Source organism: Pseudomonas koreensis, assembly GCF_025447595.1.
Classification (GTDB): domain Bacteria; phylum Pseudomonadota; class Gammaproteobacteria; order Pseudomonadales; family Pseudomonadaceae; genus Aquipseudomonas; species Aquipseudomonas koreensis_H.
In genome coordinates, this window is record NZ_JAOEJU010000029.1 from 1 (window position 1) to 12,670 (window position 12,670).

Consider the following 12,670-nt stretch of genomic DNA (forward strand, 5'->3'; position numbering starts at 1 on the left):
AAGGTTACCTCGCTGGAACTGGCGACCGAGGACTACCTGAACCAGCCGCTGCGCTTTCAGGGGCAGTACTTCGATGATGAAAGCGGGCTGCATTACAACCGGCACCGGTACTACGACCCGGAGGTGGGACGGTATCTGACGCCGGATCCGGTGAAGTTGGCGGGCGGGCTGAACCAGTACCGGTACGTGCCGAATCCGACGGGGTGGGTGGATCCGTTGGGGTTGAGCGAATGCCCCGGCACAGACAAGTGCAAACAACCACAGTCACCTAAAAAGGATCCGACAGAACAATCAAAACACAATGAGCAGGAACCTGAACTTCCCGCCCCCCAGAAAAAACAGGAGTATTTGTATCGAGGAGACCGTAGGGACCCTGAAGATGTTTTCCTGAACGGTTTTACCAGTAAAGGAGACAGTAACGACCTACTATTACACTCTATTGATAGCGACTTCCCACCAAGCAACTTCATAAGTACATCACCTTCCAGAGACGTAGGAAAAGCATTTGCCACTAGATACTTCACAAAAATCGGCTATCTTTACACGCTAAAAAAACTGCCTGGCCTAGATCTTAAAAAGGAGCTTGGGACCGCATACAAATTCGACAAGGAGGGAGAAATCGCAATACAAGGCCATATAAAAAATGAAGATATCCTAGGAGCAACACTGATAATTGATGACGGTCGAGAATTCGGCTACTCCATACCAAACCCTCATAGAAAAATAGACAAATGAACACAAAAATTACGATATCAGCCATAGTAAATAGTGCAAAACAATATATCGATCTAGTTTGTAACGACGACGAAATCAGCATCACACTAAAGCTACCCAACGATAAAGAAAAAACCTACAAAAGCACTGATTTCTATAAATGTTTCGGTCAGCTAAGAGAAGACAACTCAAATATTCAGTTTCTTTGCAAAGGCTCACAGATCAATGTCCACCCATCAAGCATGTCATCACAGATGTCGCTTGGGCTGAAAGCCTATGAACTCACCATCGGGAAAGCGCCCTCTCTAGATGACGTCGTATTCATATTTGATTACGAAGATAAAAACCTGACAAACAACCCAAAAGACCAACGCGATTTTTATTTCAACTGGATTACAGTAAAACCATAGAGCAAAAAACTTTCAAACATGAAATTCGACTAAAGCCACCACTGTATCACCAACTGTAGAAGATAATGATCAAAGACGAGAATACACTTGAAGACTTGATAACCGACTTCCTCACCAAAGTAGACATTGGAACAAGACTACTAGAGGAGTACTTTGGCACTCGAGACATTCGAAGGCTTTGGCACACCAAGGCAATAAAGCGATGCGGGAAAATTACTGGAGGCGTCAGGTATGAATTACATGGAATCGGGTGCTTCATCCACTTACCGAAAGAAACCGTAGATTTTGACTATGGCCCCAACGGTGAAATTAATGGATTTGATATTTGGCGCCTATACAACTTTGCTTGTGATAGACCATCCAAGCATAAAAAATATTGCGACAAAGAAACTGTTGAAAAAGAATTCAAAAAATATATAAATCTAAATAAAATCAAAAAAATGTCAGCCATAAGCAATCTTTATATATTGACTGACCTACGAGATATAGATTAGGCGAAACTACAAAAAATGGCCTGCTCACTCAGGCCCCTACCTCCCCATTTCGACATGCGCCCAGCGGCCACCCCATGAGCTGAAAAGTCAAAAATACAGACGAGCACTATCCTTTTAGGAAAGGACCATGAAGCACTGGACCGATATAGCAGAAAGTACTTTTGTCAACATGATTTTTAGCTCACCAATAGCCATTGGAGAAATAAAACTTTTCACCTTAAATATCGACAACAATTACTCGACCGTCACCTTAGGTTTCGACATACCTGAAATCCCGGACACTCCTCCGAAAAAATGGGAAACCATGGGATTTAACGCTTGCCGCATAGGTATAACATGCAGCGAAATAGAGGATTTAGCATTACACAATCTACCTACAAACAAAAACCTGAGATTAACCATCAACAATACTGGTTCACGATTTAGAGTTTCGGCCATTTCTGACGACTCATCGATACACTTCACGACAGCTTTTATAAGCCTTCGCGAACCTACCGTTTATCTAACCAGCATTCCTTTCCATGAAACATGATGAAAATTTGAAGACCTGACATTCAAACTTCCATCGCGAAAGTTTTCACTTGTGAAATTTACGATTTTTTATCAAGAGATATACTCGATTACTTTATTTGATTTCAGATCAGATTAGCCAAGTCGATTACCAAAATCTAAACGAACAAAAGACGAAAATTGCTGCACGAAAATTAATGCATGCACCCCATCACTCATCATCATCAAAATCCTCATACTCCTCCTCACCCTCCAAAAGCGGAACCGTCGCATCATCCATCAACGACCCCGGATCTTCATTCCCCGGATCATTGATAAACGGCAATCCGCTCGGGCCTTTTTCTTCCTTGCCTTCGGTTTCGGGAGTCATAGCGCACCTCGTCAATCGCATTCGTATAGGACGTTCGAAAAGTATGGCCGCAATTCGTTCCTGCGCATGGCGCGCAGGTACAAAAAACCCGGCATAAAGCCGGGTTTCCGTAGAACCCATCACTCAACGATGACGGTTCTTGTGTTTGTTCTTGTGCTTGTGGCCGCTCCCGGAGTGCGACTTGCCGCCATCGTCACCCAGGTTATTACCGACCGCGCCACCCGCCGCGCCGCCCAATCCTGCGCCGATGGTCGAACCGGTGGAACCGCCGAGGCTGTTGCCGACTACTGAACCGCCTGCGGCGCCGAGGCCACCGCCAATGGCGGCTTCAGTACGATTGTGTTTATTCGCCCCGACAGCGCTGCCGGCCGCACCACCCACGCCAGCACCTACCGCCGCACCGGTGCTGCCGCCGAGTTGCCCACCAACCACGTTACCCAGCACACCGCCCAGCCCACCACCGACGGCCGCAGAACCATCGCCGGCAGCCATGGCACCTTGAGCCATGAGCAATCCCAAAACCAACGCAGTTGCAGTTAAAGTCGAGCGCATAAAGACCTCACAGGTCCCGGATCGGGACGGCATGCCCACGGAGGGGGCTATGTGCCATTGGAGCCGTTCAAGGGAAAAACGTTCAGCAACGAAAAGGCCCGGCATAAAGCCGGGCCTTTTCAGTCACGCGTTGGCAATCAGTGACGCTTGTGACCTTTGGACAGATTGCTGCCCACCGCGCCGCCGGCTGCGCCGCCCAGGCCAGCACCGATGGTGGCGCCAGTCTTGCCGCCCAGGCTGTTACCGATCACCGAACCACCTGCCGCGCCGACGCCGCCGCCGATGGCCGCTTTGGTACGAGCACCTTTCTTGGCAGCCAATGCGCTGCCGGCAGCACCCGCTACACCAGCACCAATCGCTGCCCCGGTGCTGCCGCCCATTTTCTGGCCAACCACGTTACCCAGCGCACCGCCCAGACCGCCGCCCAGTGCGGCGGTACCGTCGCCAGCCATTGCACCTTGAGCAACCAGAAGCCCCAGAACCAGAGCAGGCAGAGTTAAACGCATGACGAAAAACCTCAACAGAAGGAATAAAAAAGGGCGCAGATTGAATGCTGTTGTCGCGGCAATGTCCAGCGTTGCAGCGTACTTGGCGCCGATTGGACAGCGAATACGGAAAAGGTTTTATGACGGGCAAAAAAAAGCCCGCTGGGGAGACGGGCTGGAGACTTGCTTTCTAACGGATGGCTTCACCCTACGTAGACGGGTGTGAAAAGTTTGTGAAAGAAACCAGACAAATCATCAATTTCTGTAGGACGCATCCCAAAAAACAGAGACAAAAAACCCCGCTCAATGGCGGGGCTGTGTGGCATCCGGGTTACTTCCTGGAACGTGCCGTCACCTTGGGCAGAAATTTGGCTTTGGGCCCCTTGGGTGCTGTGGACTTGATCTTGCCGGTCTGCACCGGATCTTCGCCAAAACCCGCCTGATACTCGGTCTGGCCGCAGCGCACGCAATTGTTGAATGGAAATTCAGCCCCGTCGTCTTCGATGTACGGATCAGTCATCTCTTCACCCCTTTCAAAAGCGGGTCGATACCGGCAAGACCTTTTGCCTGAAAAAATATCGACCTCCAAGGCTTTTGAGACTAGCCGGTCATTCCTGGACTTGTGATTCAGATCGCCCTGAGCCCGACGAATGGCCTACGGAAATTAAACACAACGACGAACCGTTGGTCCCGCGCGGCTAAAGATTCCCGGCGACCGGCCGCTGCCCTTTTTCCTACGCAATAAATCTCAAGGAGAGAACATGGAAATCAAAGGATTCCCGACACTGCCCGTTGTAAAGCTCACGGACGAACAGATCGCCGCCGGTAAAGCCGGGGCGGAAAAACTCAAGGAAAAGATCGCTTCAGGTGAAATCGTCATCAAGCAGCCAACCGGACCGAGTCCGTTGCAGCCCGGCGTCATCTACCACCCAGACCCGGTTCAGCCCGCTCAACCAGGCGATACCCCGCCTCTCGTCGCGATCGATACGCCGCTGACCTACGATTCGAAAGGCACTGTCCTGCTCAAACCACAGGGCTGATTGTCAGCCAAGAGCCCATTCCATCGAATGGGCTCACAAGCCTCAGCGCAACTTGACCGCCGTGCCAGTCGCAAACACCACAACCATGCCTCCCTTCCCCGCCGGCATGCTGATCTCGAAATCCACCCCGACCACCGCATCCGCCTGCAAGGCCCGCGCCCGCTCCTTGATCTCGTCAGTCGCCTGAACCCGCGCCTCCTTCAACGCCCGCTCCAGTGTCTGCGAACGCCCGCCGAAAAAGTCCCGCATGCCCGCGAACATATCGCGTATCACGTTCACGCCCTGCACCGACTCGGCACTGACAATGTCCAGATACGCCGTAATCTGCCGGCCTTCGATGGATTGGGTGGTGGAAATGATCATGGAGGTCGTCCTTTTACATGCCGGATAAAACCGCGATTGTAATACCCTGGAAAAAAAAGCCGAACCGATCTCTGTGACCAAAAAAATCCGGACGCCAGAACGCACAAAACCCCTGGCTTCTTTCGAAACCAGGGGTTTTGTTTACATCGAATTTGGCGGTGAAGGAGAGATTCGAACTCTCGATACAGTTTCCTGTATACACACTTTCCAGGCGTGCTCCTTAAGCCACTCGGACACTTCACCGTATCTCTTCAAACATGTTCTGTCTGTCGAGGCGCGCTAATGTAGTCGAAAGCTTTTCCGATGGCAAACTTTTTTTTAGAATTTTCATGCGGTTAAGAGAAAAAGTCGTTACCACCGTCGATGGGCCATGGCAATCCGGCCAATCTTCGGTGAGCGCAGCCCTTCTATATAGACGCGAAGGCGTCAGCCGCGCGCCGCGTCAGCCAGTAAACGGTGACCGGCGGGTCAGTCACAGTGCTTTACCTGACCGGCGACGGTGGGTAACGTCTGCCCATCTTTCTTATAAGGAATTGCGCCATGAGCGACCTGATTGCCTACCACCTCGAAGACGGTATCGCGACCCTGACCCTGAGCAACGGCAAGGTCAACGCCATTTCCCCGGACGTGATCGCGGCCTTCAACGCGGCGCTGGATCAGGCGGTGGCGGATCGCGCCATTGTGATCATTACTGGCCAGCCGGGCATTCTCTCCGGCGGCTACGACTTGAAGGTGATGACCGCCGGCCCTAAAGAAGCCGTGTCGCTGGTGACCGCCGGTTCGACTCTCGCCCGTCGCCTGCTGTCGCACCCGTTCCCGGTGATCGTTGCTTGCCCGGGGCATGCCGTGGCCAAAGGCGCATTCATTCTGCTGTCCGCCGATTACCGGATCGGTGTCGACGGCCCGTTCAGCATTGGTCTGAACGAAGTGCAGATCGGCATGACCATGCACCACGCCGGCATCGAGCTGGCCCGTGATCGCCTGCGTCGCTCGGCCTTCCATCGCTCGGTGATCAACGGCGAGATGTTCGATCCGCAAAGCGCAGTGGATGCCGGCTTCCTCGACAAAGTGGTCGCGGCCGAAGAACTGCAAGGCGCCGCCCTCGCCGCCGCGCGTCAGTTGAAAAAGATCAACATGACCGCGCACAAGAACACCAAGCTGAAAGTGCGCAAGGCGCTGCTGGAAACCCTGGACAACGCCATCATCCAGGATCAGGAGCATCTGGGCTGATACCCGGCTCGCACCGTTTCAGAAAAGCCCGACCGTCGTGTCGGGCTTTTTCTTACGCGACCCGTTGAAAACTCCGCAGCAGCTCTAGGACGCCTCTGACCAACAAGTCGGAAACATGCGCTTAAACATCGCCCATCTCCGGACTCTATAGCGACAATTGCCGAAAACAGTGCACATCCGTACACTGCGCCACCTTTTGTCCCGATGGGCCTGAAAATGCTGTTTGTGTTTCGTATGTTATTGATGGGCCTGCACTTTATTCTGGCGGGGATCCTCGGAGTGATCCTCGGGCTGTGCCGCCCGTTCAATCCGGACAACAGTCGCCTGTGTGCTCGCCTCTATGCACTGCCAGCGATGTGCATTTTGCGTCTGCGGGTGAAGGCCGATGTCGGCCCTCTGATGAACAAACCCGACAGTTGCGTGATCATCGCCAACCATCAGTCCAACTACGACCTGTTCGTATTCGGTAATGTGGTACCGCGTCGTACCGTGTGCATCGGCAAAAAGAGCCTGAAGTGGGTCCCGCTGTTCGGACAGCTGTTCTGGCTGGCTGGCAATGTGTTGATCGATCGTGGGAACGCGCATAAGGCGCGCCAGTCGATGCTGACCACCACTGACACTTTGCAACACAAAGACACCTCGATCTGGGTCTTCCCGGAAGGCACCCGCAATCTGGGTAAAGAACTGCTGCCGTTCAAGAAAGGCGCGTTCCAGATGGCCATTGCCGCCGGGGTGCCGATCGTTCCGGTGTGTGTCAGCAGCTACATCAAGCACATGCGTCTGAACCGCTGGCACAGCGGGAAAATTCTCATACGCTCGCTGCCAGCAATTCCTACCGCTGGCCTGACCATGGACGACATGCCCATGCTCATCAACCAGTGCCGCGAGCAGATGCGCGAATGCATCGATGCGATGGATCGGCAGCTGCAAGCCGCGTGAAAAAGAAGCCCGCCCCGTGCGGGTTTTCTTTTGCCCGGTGAACTGTGCAGATTTCACTGACTCTCAAGCAGCGACACGGCTAAGCTGAAGCCATGTCTCCCCTGCCATCTGCCAAGAAGAAGTGAATCACCACCATGGGTCGAGTTGTTGCTGCTGCGGTTTACAGCGCCGGTAAGAAAGTCACCAATATTTCCCTCGACGAAGGCGCGGCCTGGGCCGCCAAGACCGGCCACTTCGTCTGGATCGGCCTCGAAGAGCCGAACGCCCAGGAACTCTCCAACCTGCAACGCCAGTTCAACCTGCACGAACTGGCCATCGAAGACGCCCTGGAAAAACACAGCCGGCCGAAGCTGGAAACGTTTGGCGACGCGCTGTTCATCGTCACCTACTCGCCGGTGCGCGAACACGGGATTCTGCAGTTCATCGAAACCCACATCTTTGCCGGCAAGGGCTACATCATCACCGCCCGCAACGGTCACTCGGCCTCCTACGCCCATGTCCGCCAGCGCTGTGAGGCGCGGCCACTGTTGCTGGAACACGGGGAAGATTTCGTACTGTATGCGCTGCTGGATTTCGTGATCGAAAACTATCAGCCAGTGGGCGAAGCGATCCACGCCGAGATCGATGAACTGGAACGCAACGTGTTGTGCAGCGCACTGAATGAGCACGACATCCAGAAACTCCATGGCCTGCGCCGCGATGTGCTGCGATTGCGTCGTTACGCGGCGCCCATGGTGGAAATCGGCGAGGAACTGCAGAAGCTGAGCTTCCCCTTCATCGACAAGAACATGCGCCCGTATTTTCGCGATGTGCAGATACACGTGAACCGGCAGATGGAAGATCTGACCACCCTGGCCGACATCGCCAGCCAGACCATCGAAATCGGCGTGCTGCTGGAGGCGTCACGCCAGAGCGTGGTGCAACGTAAATTCGCTGCATGGGCGGCGATTCTGGCGTTCCCGACGGCGGTGGCCGGGATCTACGGAATGAACTTCCAGAACATGCCGGAGCTGAGCTGGCATTACGGCTATTTCGGCGTGCTGGGCTTTATCACGGTCGGCTGCGTGAGCCTGTGGGCGAGCTTCAAGAAATCCGGCTGGCTGTAAGTTAAAAAAACGCCCCCGTGCAAGGCACGAGGGCGTTCGGATTCAAGCGGCGTTCGGCTTGTGCGCCACGAAACGCATCATCCATTCCGCGACGGTGGTGCCGTGGTGCTGATGCTCCAGGCTGGCCACGCCCTTGCTGTACACCTGCTCACCCAACGCTTCCTGACGCAGATCCAGCAGCGCCCGCGAATAGTCGTGGATGAATTCCGGATGCCCCTGGAAGCACAGCACCTGATCGTTGATGTGGTACGCGGCGAACGGGCAGAAATCGCTGGAAGCAATCACCGTCGCATTCTCCGGCAGCGCCGTGACCTGATCCTGGTGGCTGATCAACAGCGTCAGTTCCTCGCGCACCGGGCTCATCCACGGCGCCTTGGCCGCCAGTTTGTAGTTATGAATGCCGACGCCCCAACCCTGCGTAGCGCGCTCGCTCTTGCCGCCCAGCAGTAGTGCCAGCAGCTGATGGCCGAAGCAAACACCGAGCAGTTTGTCGCCGCGCTCGTAGCGGGTCAGCAGGTATTGCTTGAGGGTCTGGATCCACGGATCGGTGCCGAACGAGTCGGCCTTGCTGCCGGTGACCAGGTACGCATCGAAGGTCAGGTCATCACTCGGATACTCGCCCTGCATCACGTTGTACACCGTGAACTCGGCGGCAATGGGCTGTTGCGAGAACAGGCGCTGAAACATCTGCCCGTATCCCTGATATTCATCGACCAGTTCCGGACGCAGGATGTCGGTTTCCAGAATGCAGATGCGTAGCGACATAAAAAATTCCTGACACGTGATGGGAATAATGCACACACCCAGAGCCTGCCCTGAAACCACCCGGCAAGGCAAGCCCCGAAATGCGTCCCCAGCCCGTTAGAACAACTCGCCTTTCGCAGCCTTCTCCAGCAGCAGCGCTGGCGGTGCAAAACGTTCGCCGTACTGTTCCGCCAGATACTGTGCCCGCGCGACAAAGTCCTTCACGCCATATTGGTTGATGAACTGCAACGCACCGCCCGTCCAGGCCGCGAAGCCGATGCCGAAAATCGAGCCGACGTTGGCGTCCGCCGTCGACGTCAGTACGCCCTCCTCCACGCAACGCACGGTTTCGATGGCCTGCACGAACAGCAGTCGATCACGCACATCCTTCGGCGAAATCTGCCCGTCGGCTTTCTCGAAGCGGGTTTTCAGTTCGGGCCACAGATGTTTCTGCCCATCCGCCGGGTACTCATAAAAACCGCCTCCCGCTGCCTTGCCCGGCCGCTTGTATTCGTTGAGCAGCAAGTCAATCACGGCGAACGCCGGGTGCTCAATCAGCGGTTTCCCTTCTGCTTGAAGGTCTTTGGCCGTTTGCTGACGGATATGGCTCATCAGGCTGAGGGAAACTTCGTCAGAGATCGCCAGCGGTCCGACAGGCATGCCGGCCTTGCGCGCTTCGGTCTCGATCATCGGCGCACTGACGCCCTCGCCGAGCATGGCAATGCCTTCATTGGTGAAGGTGCCGAACACCCGCGACGTGAAGAAGCCGCGACTGTCATTGACCACAATCGGGGTTTTCTTGATTTGCAGTACGAAATCGAACCCGCGCGCGAGGGTTTCTTCGCTGGTTTGCGCGCCTTTGATGATTTCCACCAGCGGCATCTTTTCCACCGGGCTGAAGAAGTGCAGGCCAATGAACTTGCTTTGATGCGGCACTGCGGTCGCCAAGCCAGTGATGGGCAAGGTCGACGTGTTGGAAGCAATCACAGCGTCGGCGCCGACTACCTGTTGCGCTGCTGCTGAGACTTTGGCCTTGAGATCACGATCCTCGAACACCGCCTCGATGATCAGATCGCAGCCTGCCAGATCGGTATCGCTTTCGGTCGGCTGGATACGCGCCAAAACCGTTTCACGCTGCTGTGCAGTCATCTGCCCGCGAGCAACTTTCTTGTCCAGCAATGCTGCCGAATGCGCCTTGCCCTTTTCCGCAGCCGCGAGGTTGATGTCCTTGAGCACCACGTCGATCCCGGCCGATGCGCTGACATAGGCGATCCCGGCGCCCATCATGCCCGCGCCGAGTACACCCACGCGTTTCGTCACGTAAGGCGCAAAACCCTGCGGACGTGAACCGCCGGCATTGATTTCATTGAGCTGGAACCAGAACGTGCCGATCAGGTTTTTCGAGATCTGGCCGGTGGTCAGTTCCGTGAAATAGCGGGTTTCGATCAGGTGCGCCGTGTCGAAATCCACCTGCGCGCCCTCCACCGCCGCGCACAGAATCTTCTCCGGCGCCGGCAACGTACCCTGGGTTTTGGTGCGCAGGATCGACGGCGCAATCGCCAGCATCTGTGCGACTTTCGGGTTGGATGGCGTACCGCCGGGAATCTGATAGCCCTTCACGTCCCAACGCTGCACCGCCGCAGGATTGGCCAGGATCCAGGCCCGGGCCTTGGCCAGCAGCTCATCGCGATCCGCCGCCAACTCATCGATCAGTCCCGCCTGCAACGCCTGCTGCGGACGGACTTTCTTGCCTTCGAGCAAATATGGCAGGGCCTTTTCAATACCAAGCATGCGCACCATGCGCACCACGCCACCGCCGCCCGGCAACAGGCCGAGGGTCACTTCCGGCAAACCGAGCTGCACCGACGCATCGTCCAGCGCCACGCGGTGGTGGCAGGCCAGGCAGATTTCCCAGCCGCCGCCGAGCGCCGCGCCGTTAATCGCCGCGACCACCGGTTTGCCGAGGGTTTCCAGGGTGCGCAACTGGCCCGTGAGGGTCAGCACCATGTCGTAGAACGCCTTGGCTTCGGGCTTGCCGACCTTGATCAGTTCATTCAGGTCGCCGCCGGCGAAGAAGGTTTTCTTGGCCGAGGTGATGACCACCCCGGCGATGTCATCTTTTTCCGCCTGCAAACGGGCGACGCTTTCAGCCATGGCCTCGCGGTACACCGCGTTCATGGTGTTGGCGCTCTGGCCCGGCATGTCGATGGTCAGGAGGACGATGCCGTCCTGGCCTTTTTCGTAACGAATGGCTTGGGTCATGACAGGATTCCTTGGGGTCAGAGGCGTTCGATGATGGTGGCGATGCCCATGCCGCCGCCGACGCACAGCGTCGCGAGGCCGTAACGCAGGCGCCGGGCTTCCAGTTCATCGAGCAAGGTGCCGAGGATCGCGCAACCGGTGGCGCCCAGCGGGTGGCCCATGGCGATCGAGCCGCCATTGACGTTGACCTTGTCCGGGTCGACGGCCATGTCCTTGATGAATTTCAGCACCACCGAGGCGAACGCCTCGTTGACCTCGAACAGGTCGATGTCCTCCACCCGCAGCCCGGCCTTGGCCAACGCCTTGCGAGTGGCCGGCGCGGGGCCGGTGAGCATGATGGTCGGGTCGGTGCTGGTGACCGCCGTGGCGACAATCCGCGCCCGGGGTTGCAGGCCCAACGCGCGCCCCTTGGCCTCGGAGCCGATCAGCATCAGCGCCGCGCCATCGACGATCCCCGAGCTGTTGCCCGGCGTGTGTACATGATTGATGCGCTCGACATGGCTGTAGACCCGCAGCGCCGTGGCGTCGAAGCCCATCTGGCCGATCATCTCGAAACTCGGCTTGAGCTTGCCCAGGCCTTCAAGAGTCGACTCGGCGCGAATGAACTCATCGTGATCGAGCAGGATGATGCCGTTCTGATCCTGCACCGGCACCAGCGACTTGTTGAACGAACCGTCGGCCCGGGCGCGCGCGGCTTTCTGCTGCGAGTGCAGCGCGTAGGCATCGACGTCCTGTCGGCTGAAGCCTTCAAGGGTGGCAATCAGGTCGGCGCCGACACCTTGAGGGGTAAAGTGACTGTGCAGGTTGGTCTGCGGGTCCAGCGCCCAGGCGCCACCGTCGCTGCCCATCGGTACACGGGACATGGATTCGACGCCACCAACCACCACCAGGTCCTCGAACCCGGAGCGCACTTTCATCGCCCCCAGGTTCACCGCTTCCAGCCCGGAGGCGCAAAAACGGTTGATCTGCACGCCCGCGACGCTGACGTCCCAATCGGCCACTTGCACGGCGGTCTTGGCGATGTCCGAGCCCTGATCGCCAATCGGCGTGACACAACCGAGCACCACGTCATCGACCTGGCTGGTGTCCAGCTCCGTACGTGCCTGCAAAGCGGTCAAGAGCCCTGCCACCAGATTCACCGGTTTGACGCTGTGCAGCGAACCGTCGGCCTTGCCCTTGCCACGGGGCGTGCGTAACGCGTCGAAAATCAAAGCTTGGGTCATGACGTCCTCGAACCTGTGCGGTGAGTGAAATTCGTGCTGCCACTGTTGTCTTCACAGCCCATGGATTCAATGACCACAGCGCTCAATGACGTTGACGCGCACGCTCAGACGGACGGTCATCCATGGCTTGATTAACCGGTTCAGGTGCGCGAGCTGTCTAGCAAACGGGCGGCAAAGAAGCTGGCAATGGGCCTCATGCCTTTTTAATCGCGACAGGTGGTAAATACA

At 56.3% G+C, this 12,670-nt stretch carries 16 protein-coding genes and 1 tRNA gene; 8 read left to right on the forward strand and 9 right to left on the reverse strand.

Annotation, left to right across the window (positions count from 1 at the left end; genetic code table 11):
• From N8H71_RS25485 to N8H71_RS25500, 4 genes are all read left to right on the forward strand, one after another.
• Positions 1 to 735, forward strand: a 735-nt coding sequence (locus N8H71_RS25485; RefSeq protein WP_279309718.1) for an RHS repeat-associated core domain-containing protein, incomplete at its 5' end; no start/stop codon positions are given.
• Positions 732 to 1,124, forward strand: coding sequence for a hypothetical protein (locus N8H71_RS25490; protein ID WP_262196127.1), 393 nt, complete (start codon positions 732 to 734; stop codon positions 1,122 to 1,124). The genes N8H71_RS25485 and N8H71_RS25490, both read left to right, overlap by 4 nt.
• 65 nt (positions 1,125 to 1,189) lie before the next feature.
• Positions 1,190 to 1,618 (forward strand): DUF6896 domain-containing protein, encoded by a 429-nt coding sequence (locus N8H71_RS25495; protein ID WP_262196128.1) that lies wholly within the window; start codon positions 1,190 to 1,192, stop codon positions 1,616 to 1,618.
• A gap of 127 nt (positions 1,619 to 1,745) precedes the next feature.
• Positions 1,746 to 2,150, forward strand: coding sequence for an immunity 50 family protein (locus N8H71_RS25500; protein ID WP_262196129.1), 405 nt, complete (start codon positions 1,746 to 1,748; stop codon positions 2,148 to 2,150).
• Between the two features lie 189 nt (positions 2,151 to 2,339).
• Here the strand turns inward: N8H71_RS25500 and N8H71_RS25505 are convergent, their stop codons facing one another.
• The 4 genes from N8H71_RS25505 to N8H71_RS25520 form a co-directional block, all read right to left on the reverse strand.
• Complete coding sequence (locus tag N8H71_RS25505; RefSeq protein ID WP_262196130.1) at positions 2,340 to 2,498, reverse strand: hypothetical protein; 159 nt, start codon at positions 2,496 to 2,498, stop codon at positions 2,340 to 2,342.
• A 123-nt stretch (positions 2,499 to 2,621) separates the two neighbouring features.
• Positions 2,622 to 3,050, reverse strand: coding sequence for a glycine zipper domain-containing protein (locus N8H71_RS25510; RefSeq protein WP_262196131.1), 429 nt, complete (start codon positions 3,048 to 3,050; stop codon positions 2,622 to 2,624).
• 137 nt (positions 3,051 to 3,187) lie between these two features.
• Complete coding sequence (locus N8H71_RS25515; RefSeq protein ID WP_039769955.1) at positions 3,188 to 3,556, reverse strand: glycine zipper domain-containing protein; 369 nt, start codon at positions 3,554 to 3,556, stop codon at positions 3,188 to 3,190.
• A 310-nt stretch (positions 3,557 to 3,866) separates the two neighbouring features.
• Positions 3,867 to 4,055 (reverse strand): hypothetical protein, encoded by a 189-nt coding sequence (locus tag N8H71_RS25520; protein ID WP_085690513.1) that lies wholly within the window; start codon positions 4,053 to 4,055, stop codon positions 3,867 to 3,869.
• A 241-nt stretch (positions 4,056 to 4,296) separates the two neighbouring features.
• Here N8H71_RS25520 and N8H71_RS25525 point away from each other — a divergent pair, with 241 nt between their 5' ends.
• Entirely contained in the window at positions 4,297 to 4,575 is a 279-nt protein-coding gene (locus N8H71_RS25525) for a hypothetical protein (RefSeq protein ID WP_262196132.1), read from the forward strand.
• A gap of 42 nt (positions 4,576 to 4,617) precedes the next feature.
• Here the strand turns inward: N8H71_RS25525 and N8H71_RS25530 are convergent, their stop codons facing one another.
• Both N8H71_RS25530 and N8H71_RS25535 read right to left on the reverse strand, forming a co-directional pair.
• Positions 4,618 to 4,938: a YbjQ family protein gene (locus N8H71_RS25530; protein ID WP_064594651.1), complete on the reverse strand. Its 321-nt coding sequence runs from the start codon at positions 4,936 to 4,938 to the stop codon at positions 4,618 to 4,620.
• A 153-nt stretch (positions 4,939 to 5,091) separates the two neighbouring features.
• Positions 5,092 to 5,181 (reverse strand) — tRNA-Ser (locus N8H71_RS25535).
• A gap of 297 nt (positions 5,182 to 5,478) precedes the next feature.
• Here N8H71_RS25535 and N8H71_RS25540 point away from each other — a divergent pair.
• The 3 genes from N8H71_RS25540 to N8H71_RS25550 all read left to right on the forward strand — a co-directional run bounded on the left by N8H71_RS25540 (position 5,479) and on the right by N8H71_RS25550 (position 8,213).
• On the forward strand, positions 5,479 to 6,168 hold the full coding sequence (locus tag N8H71_RS25540) for a crotonase/enoyl-CoA hydratase family protein (RefSeq protein ID WP_011333225.1): 690 nt from the start codon (positions 5,479 to 5,481) through the stop codon (positions 6,166 to 6,168).
• 216 nt (positions 6,169 to 6,384) lie between these two features.
• Complete coding sequence (locus tag N8H71_RS25545) at positions 6,385 to 7,107, forward strand: 1-acylglycerol-3-phosphate O-acyltransferase (RefSeq protein WP_262196133.1); 723 nt, start codon at positions 6,385 to 6,387, stop codon at positions 7,105 to 7,107.
• A 134-nt stretch (positions 7,108 to 7,241) separates the two neighbouring features.
• Positions 7,242 to 8,213, forward strand: coding sequence for a magnesium and cobalt transport protein CorA (locus N8H71_RS25550; RefSeq protein ID WP_011333223.1), 972 nt, complete (start codon positions 7,242 to 7,244; stop codon positions 8,211 to 8,213).
• 42 nt (positions 8,214 to 8,255) lie between these two features.
• On the opposite strand, the gene N8H71_RS25555 is transcribed toward N8H71_RS25550, so the two are convergent.
• The 3 genes from N8H71_RS25555 to N8H71_RS25565 all read right to left on the reverse strand — a co-directional run bounded on the left by N8H71_RS25555 (position 8,256) and on the right by N8H71_RS25565 (position 12,442).
• Positions 8,256 to 8,978, reverse strand: coding sequence for an amidotransferase (locus N8H71_RS25555; RefSeq protein ID WP_262196134.1), 723 nt, complete (start codon positions 8,976 to 8,978; stop codon positions 8,256 to 8,258).
• Between the two features lie 96 nt (positions 8,979 to 9,074).
• Entirely contained in the window at positions 9,075 to 11,219 is a 2,145-nt protein-coding gene (locus N8H71_RS25560) for a 3-hydroxyacyl-CoA dehydrogenase NAD-binding domain-containing protein (RefSeq protein ID WP_262196135.1), read from the reverse strand.
• A gap of 17 nt (positions 11,220 to 11,236) precedes the next feature.
• Entirely contained in the window at positions 11,237 to 12,442 is a 1,206-nt protein-coding gene (locus N8H71_RS25565; RefSeq protein WP_127797387.1) for an acetyl-CoA C-acetyltransferase, read from the reverse strand.
• Positions 12,443 to 12,670 lie beyond the last annotated feature (228 nt).

Bases quoted from the DNA above. Each gene is read 5' to 3' on its own strand.
- N8H71_RS25555 (WP_262196134.1), bottom strand. From the start codon at position 8,978: ATGTCGCTACGCATCTGCATTCTGGAAACCGACATCCTGCGTCCGGAA.
- N8H71_RS25525 (WP_262196132.1), top strand. From the start codon at position 4,297: ATGGAAATCAAAGGATTCCCGACACTGCCCGTTGTAAAGCTCACGGAC.
- N8H71_RS25500 (WP_262196129.1), top strand. From the start codon at position 1,746: ATGAAGCACTGGACCGATATAGCAGAAAGTACTTTTGTCAACATGATT.
- N8H71_RS25540 (WP_011333225.1), top strand. From the start codon at position 5,479: ATGAGCGACCTGATTGCCTACCACCTCGAAGACGGTATCGCGACCCTG.
- N8H71_RS25505 (WP_262196130.1), bottom strand. From the start codon at position 2,498: ATGACTCCCGAAACCGAAGGCAAGGAAGAAAAAGGCCCGAGCGGATTG.
- N8H71_RS25565 (WP_127797387.1), bottom strand. From the start codon at position 12,442: ATGACCCAAGCTTTGATTTTCGACGCGTTACGCACGCCCCGTGGCAAG.
- N8H71_RS25550 (WP_011333223.1), top strand. From the start codon at position 7,242: ATGGGTCGAGTTGTTGCTGCTGCGGTTTACAGCGCCGGTAAGAAAGTC.
- N8H71_RS25530 (WP_064594651.1), bottom strand. From the start codon at position 4,938: ATGATCATTTCCACCACCCAATCCATCGAAGGCCGGCAGATTACGGCG.
- N8H71_RS25490 (WP_262196127.1), top strand. From the start codon at position 732: ATGAACACAAAAATTACGATATCAGCCATAGTAAATAGTGCAAAACAA.
- N8H71_RS25520 (WP_085690513.1), bottom strand. From the start codon at position 4,055: ATGACTGATCCGTACATCGAAGACGACGGGGCTGAATTTCCATTCAAC.
- N8H71_RS25495 (WP_262196128.1), top strand. From the start codon at position 1,190: ATGATCAAAGACGAGAATACACTTGAAGACTTGATAACCGACTTCCTC.
- N8H71_RS25510 (WP_262196131.1), bottom strand. From the start codon at position 3,050: ATGCGCTCGACTTTAACTGCAACTGCGTTGGTTTTGGGATTGCTCATG.
- N8H71_RS25515 (WP_039769955.1), bottom strand. From the start codon at position 3,556: ATGCGTTTAACTCTGCCTGCTCTGGTTCTGGGGCTTCTGGTTGCTCAA.
- N8H71_RS25545 (WP_262196133.1), top strand. From the start codon at position 6,385: ATGCTGTTTGTGTTTCGTATGTTATTGATGGGCCTGCACTTTATTCTG.
- N8H71_RS25560 (WP_262196135.1), bottom strand. From the start codon at position 11,219: ATGACCCAAGCCATTCGTTACGAAAAAGGCCAGGACGGCATCGTCCTC.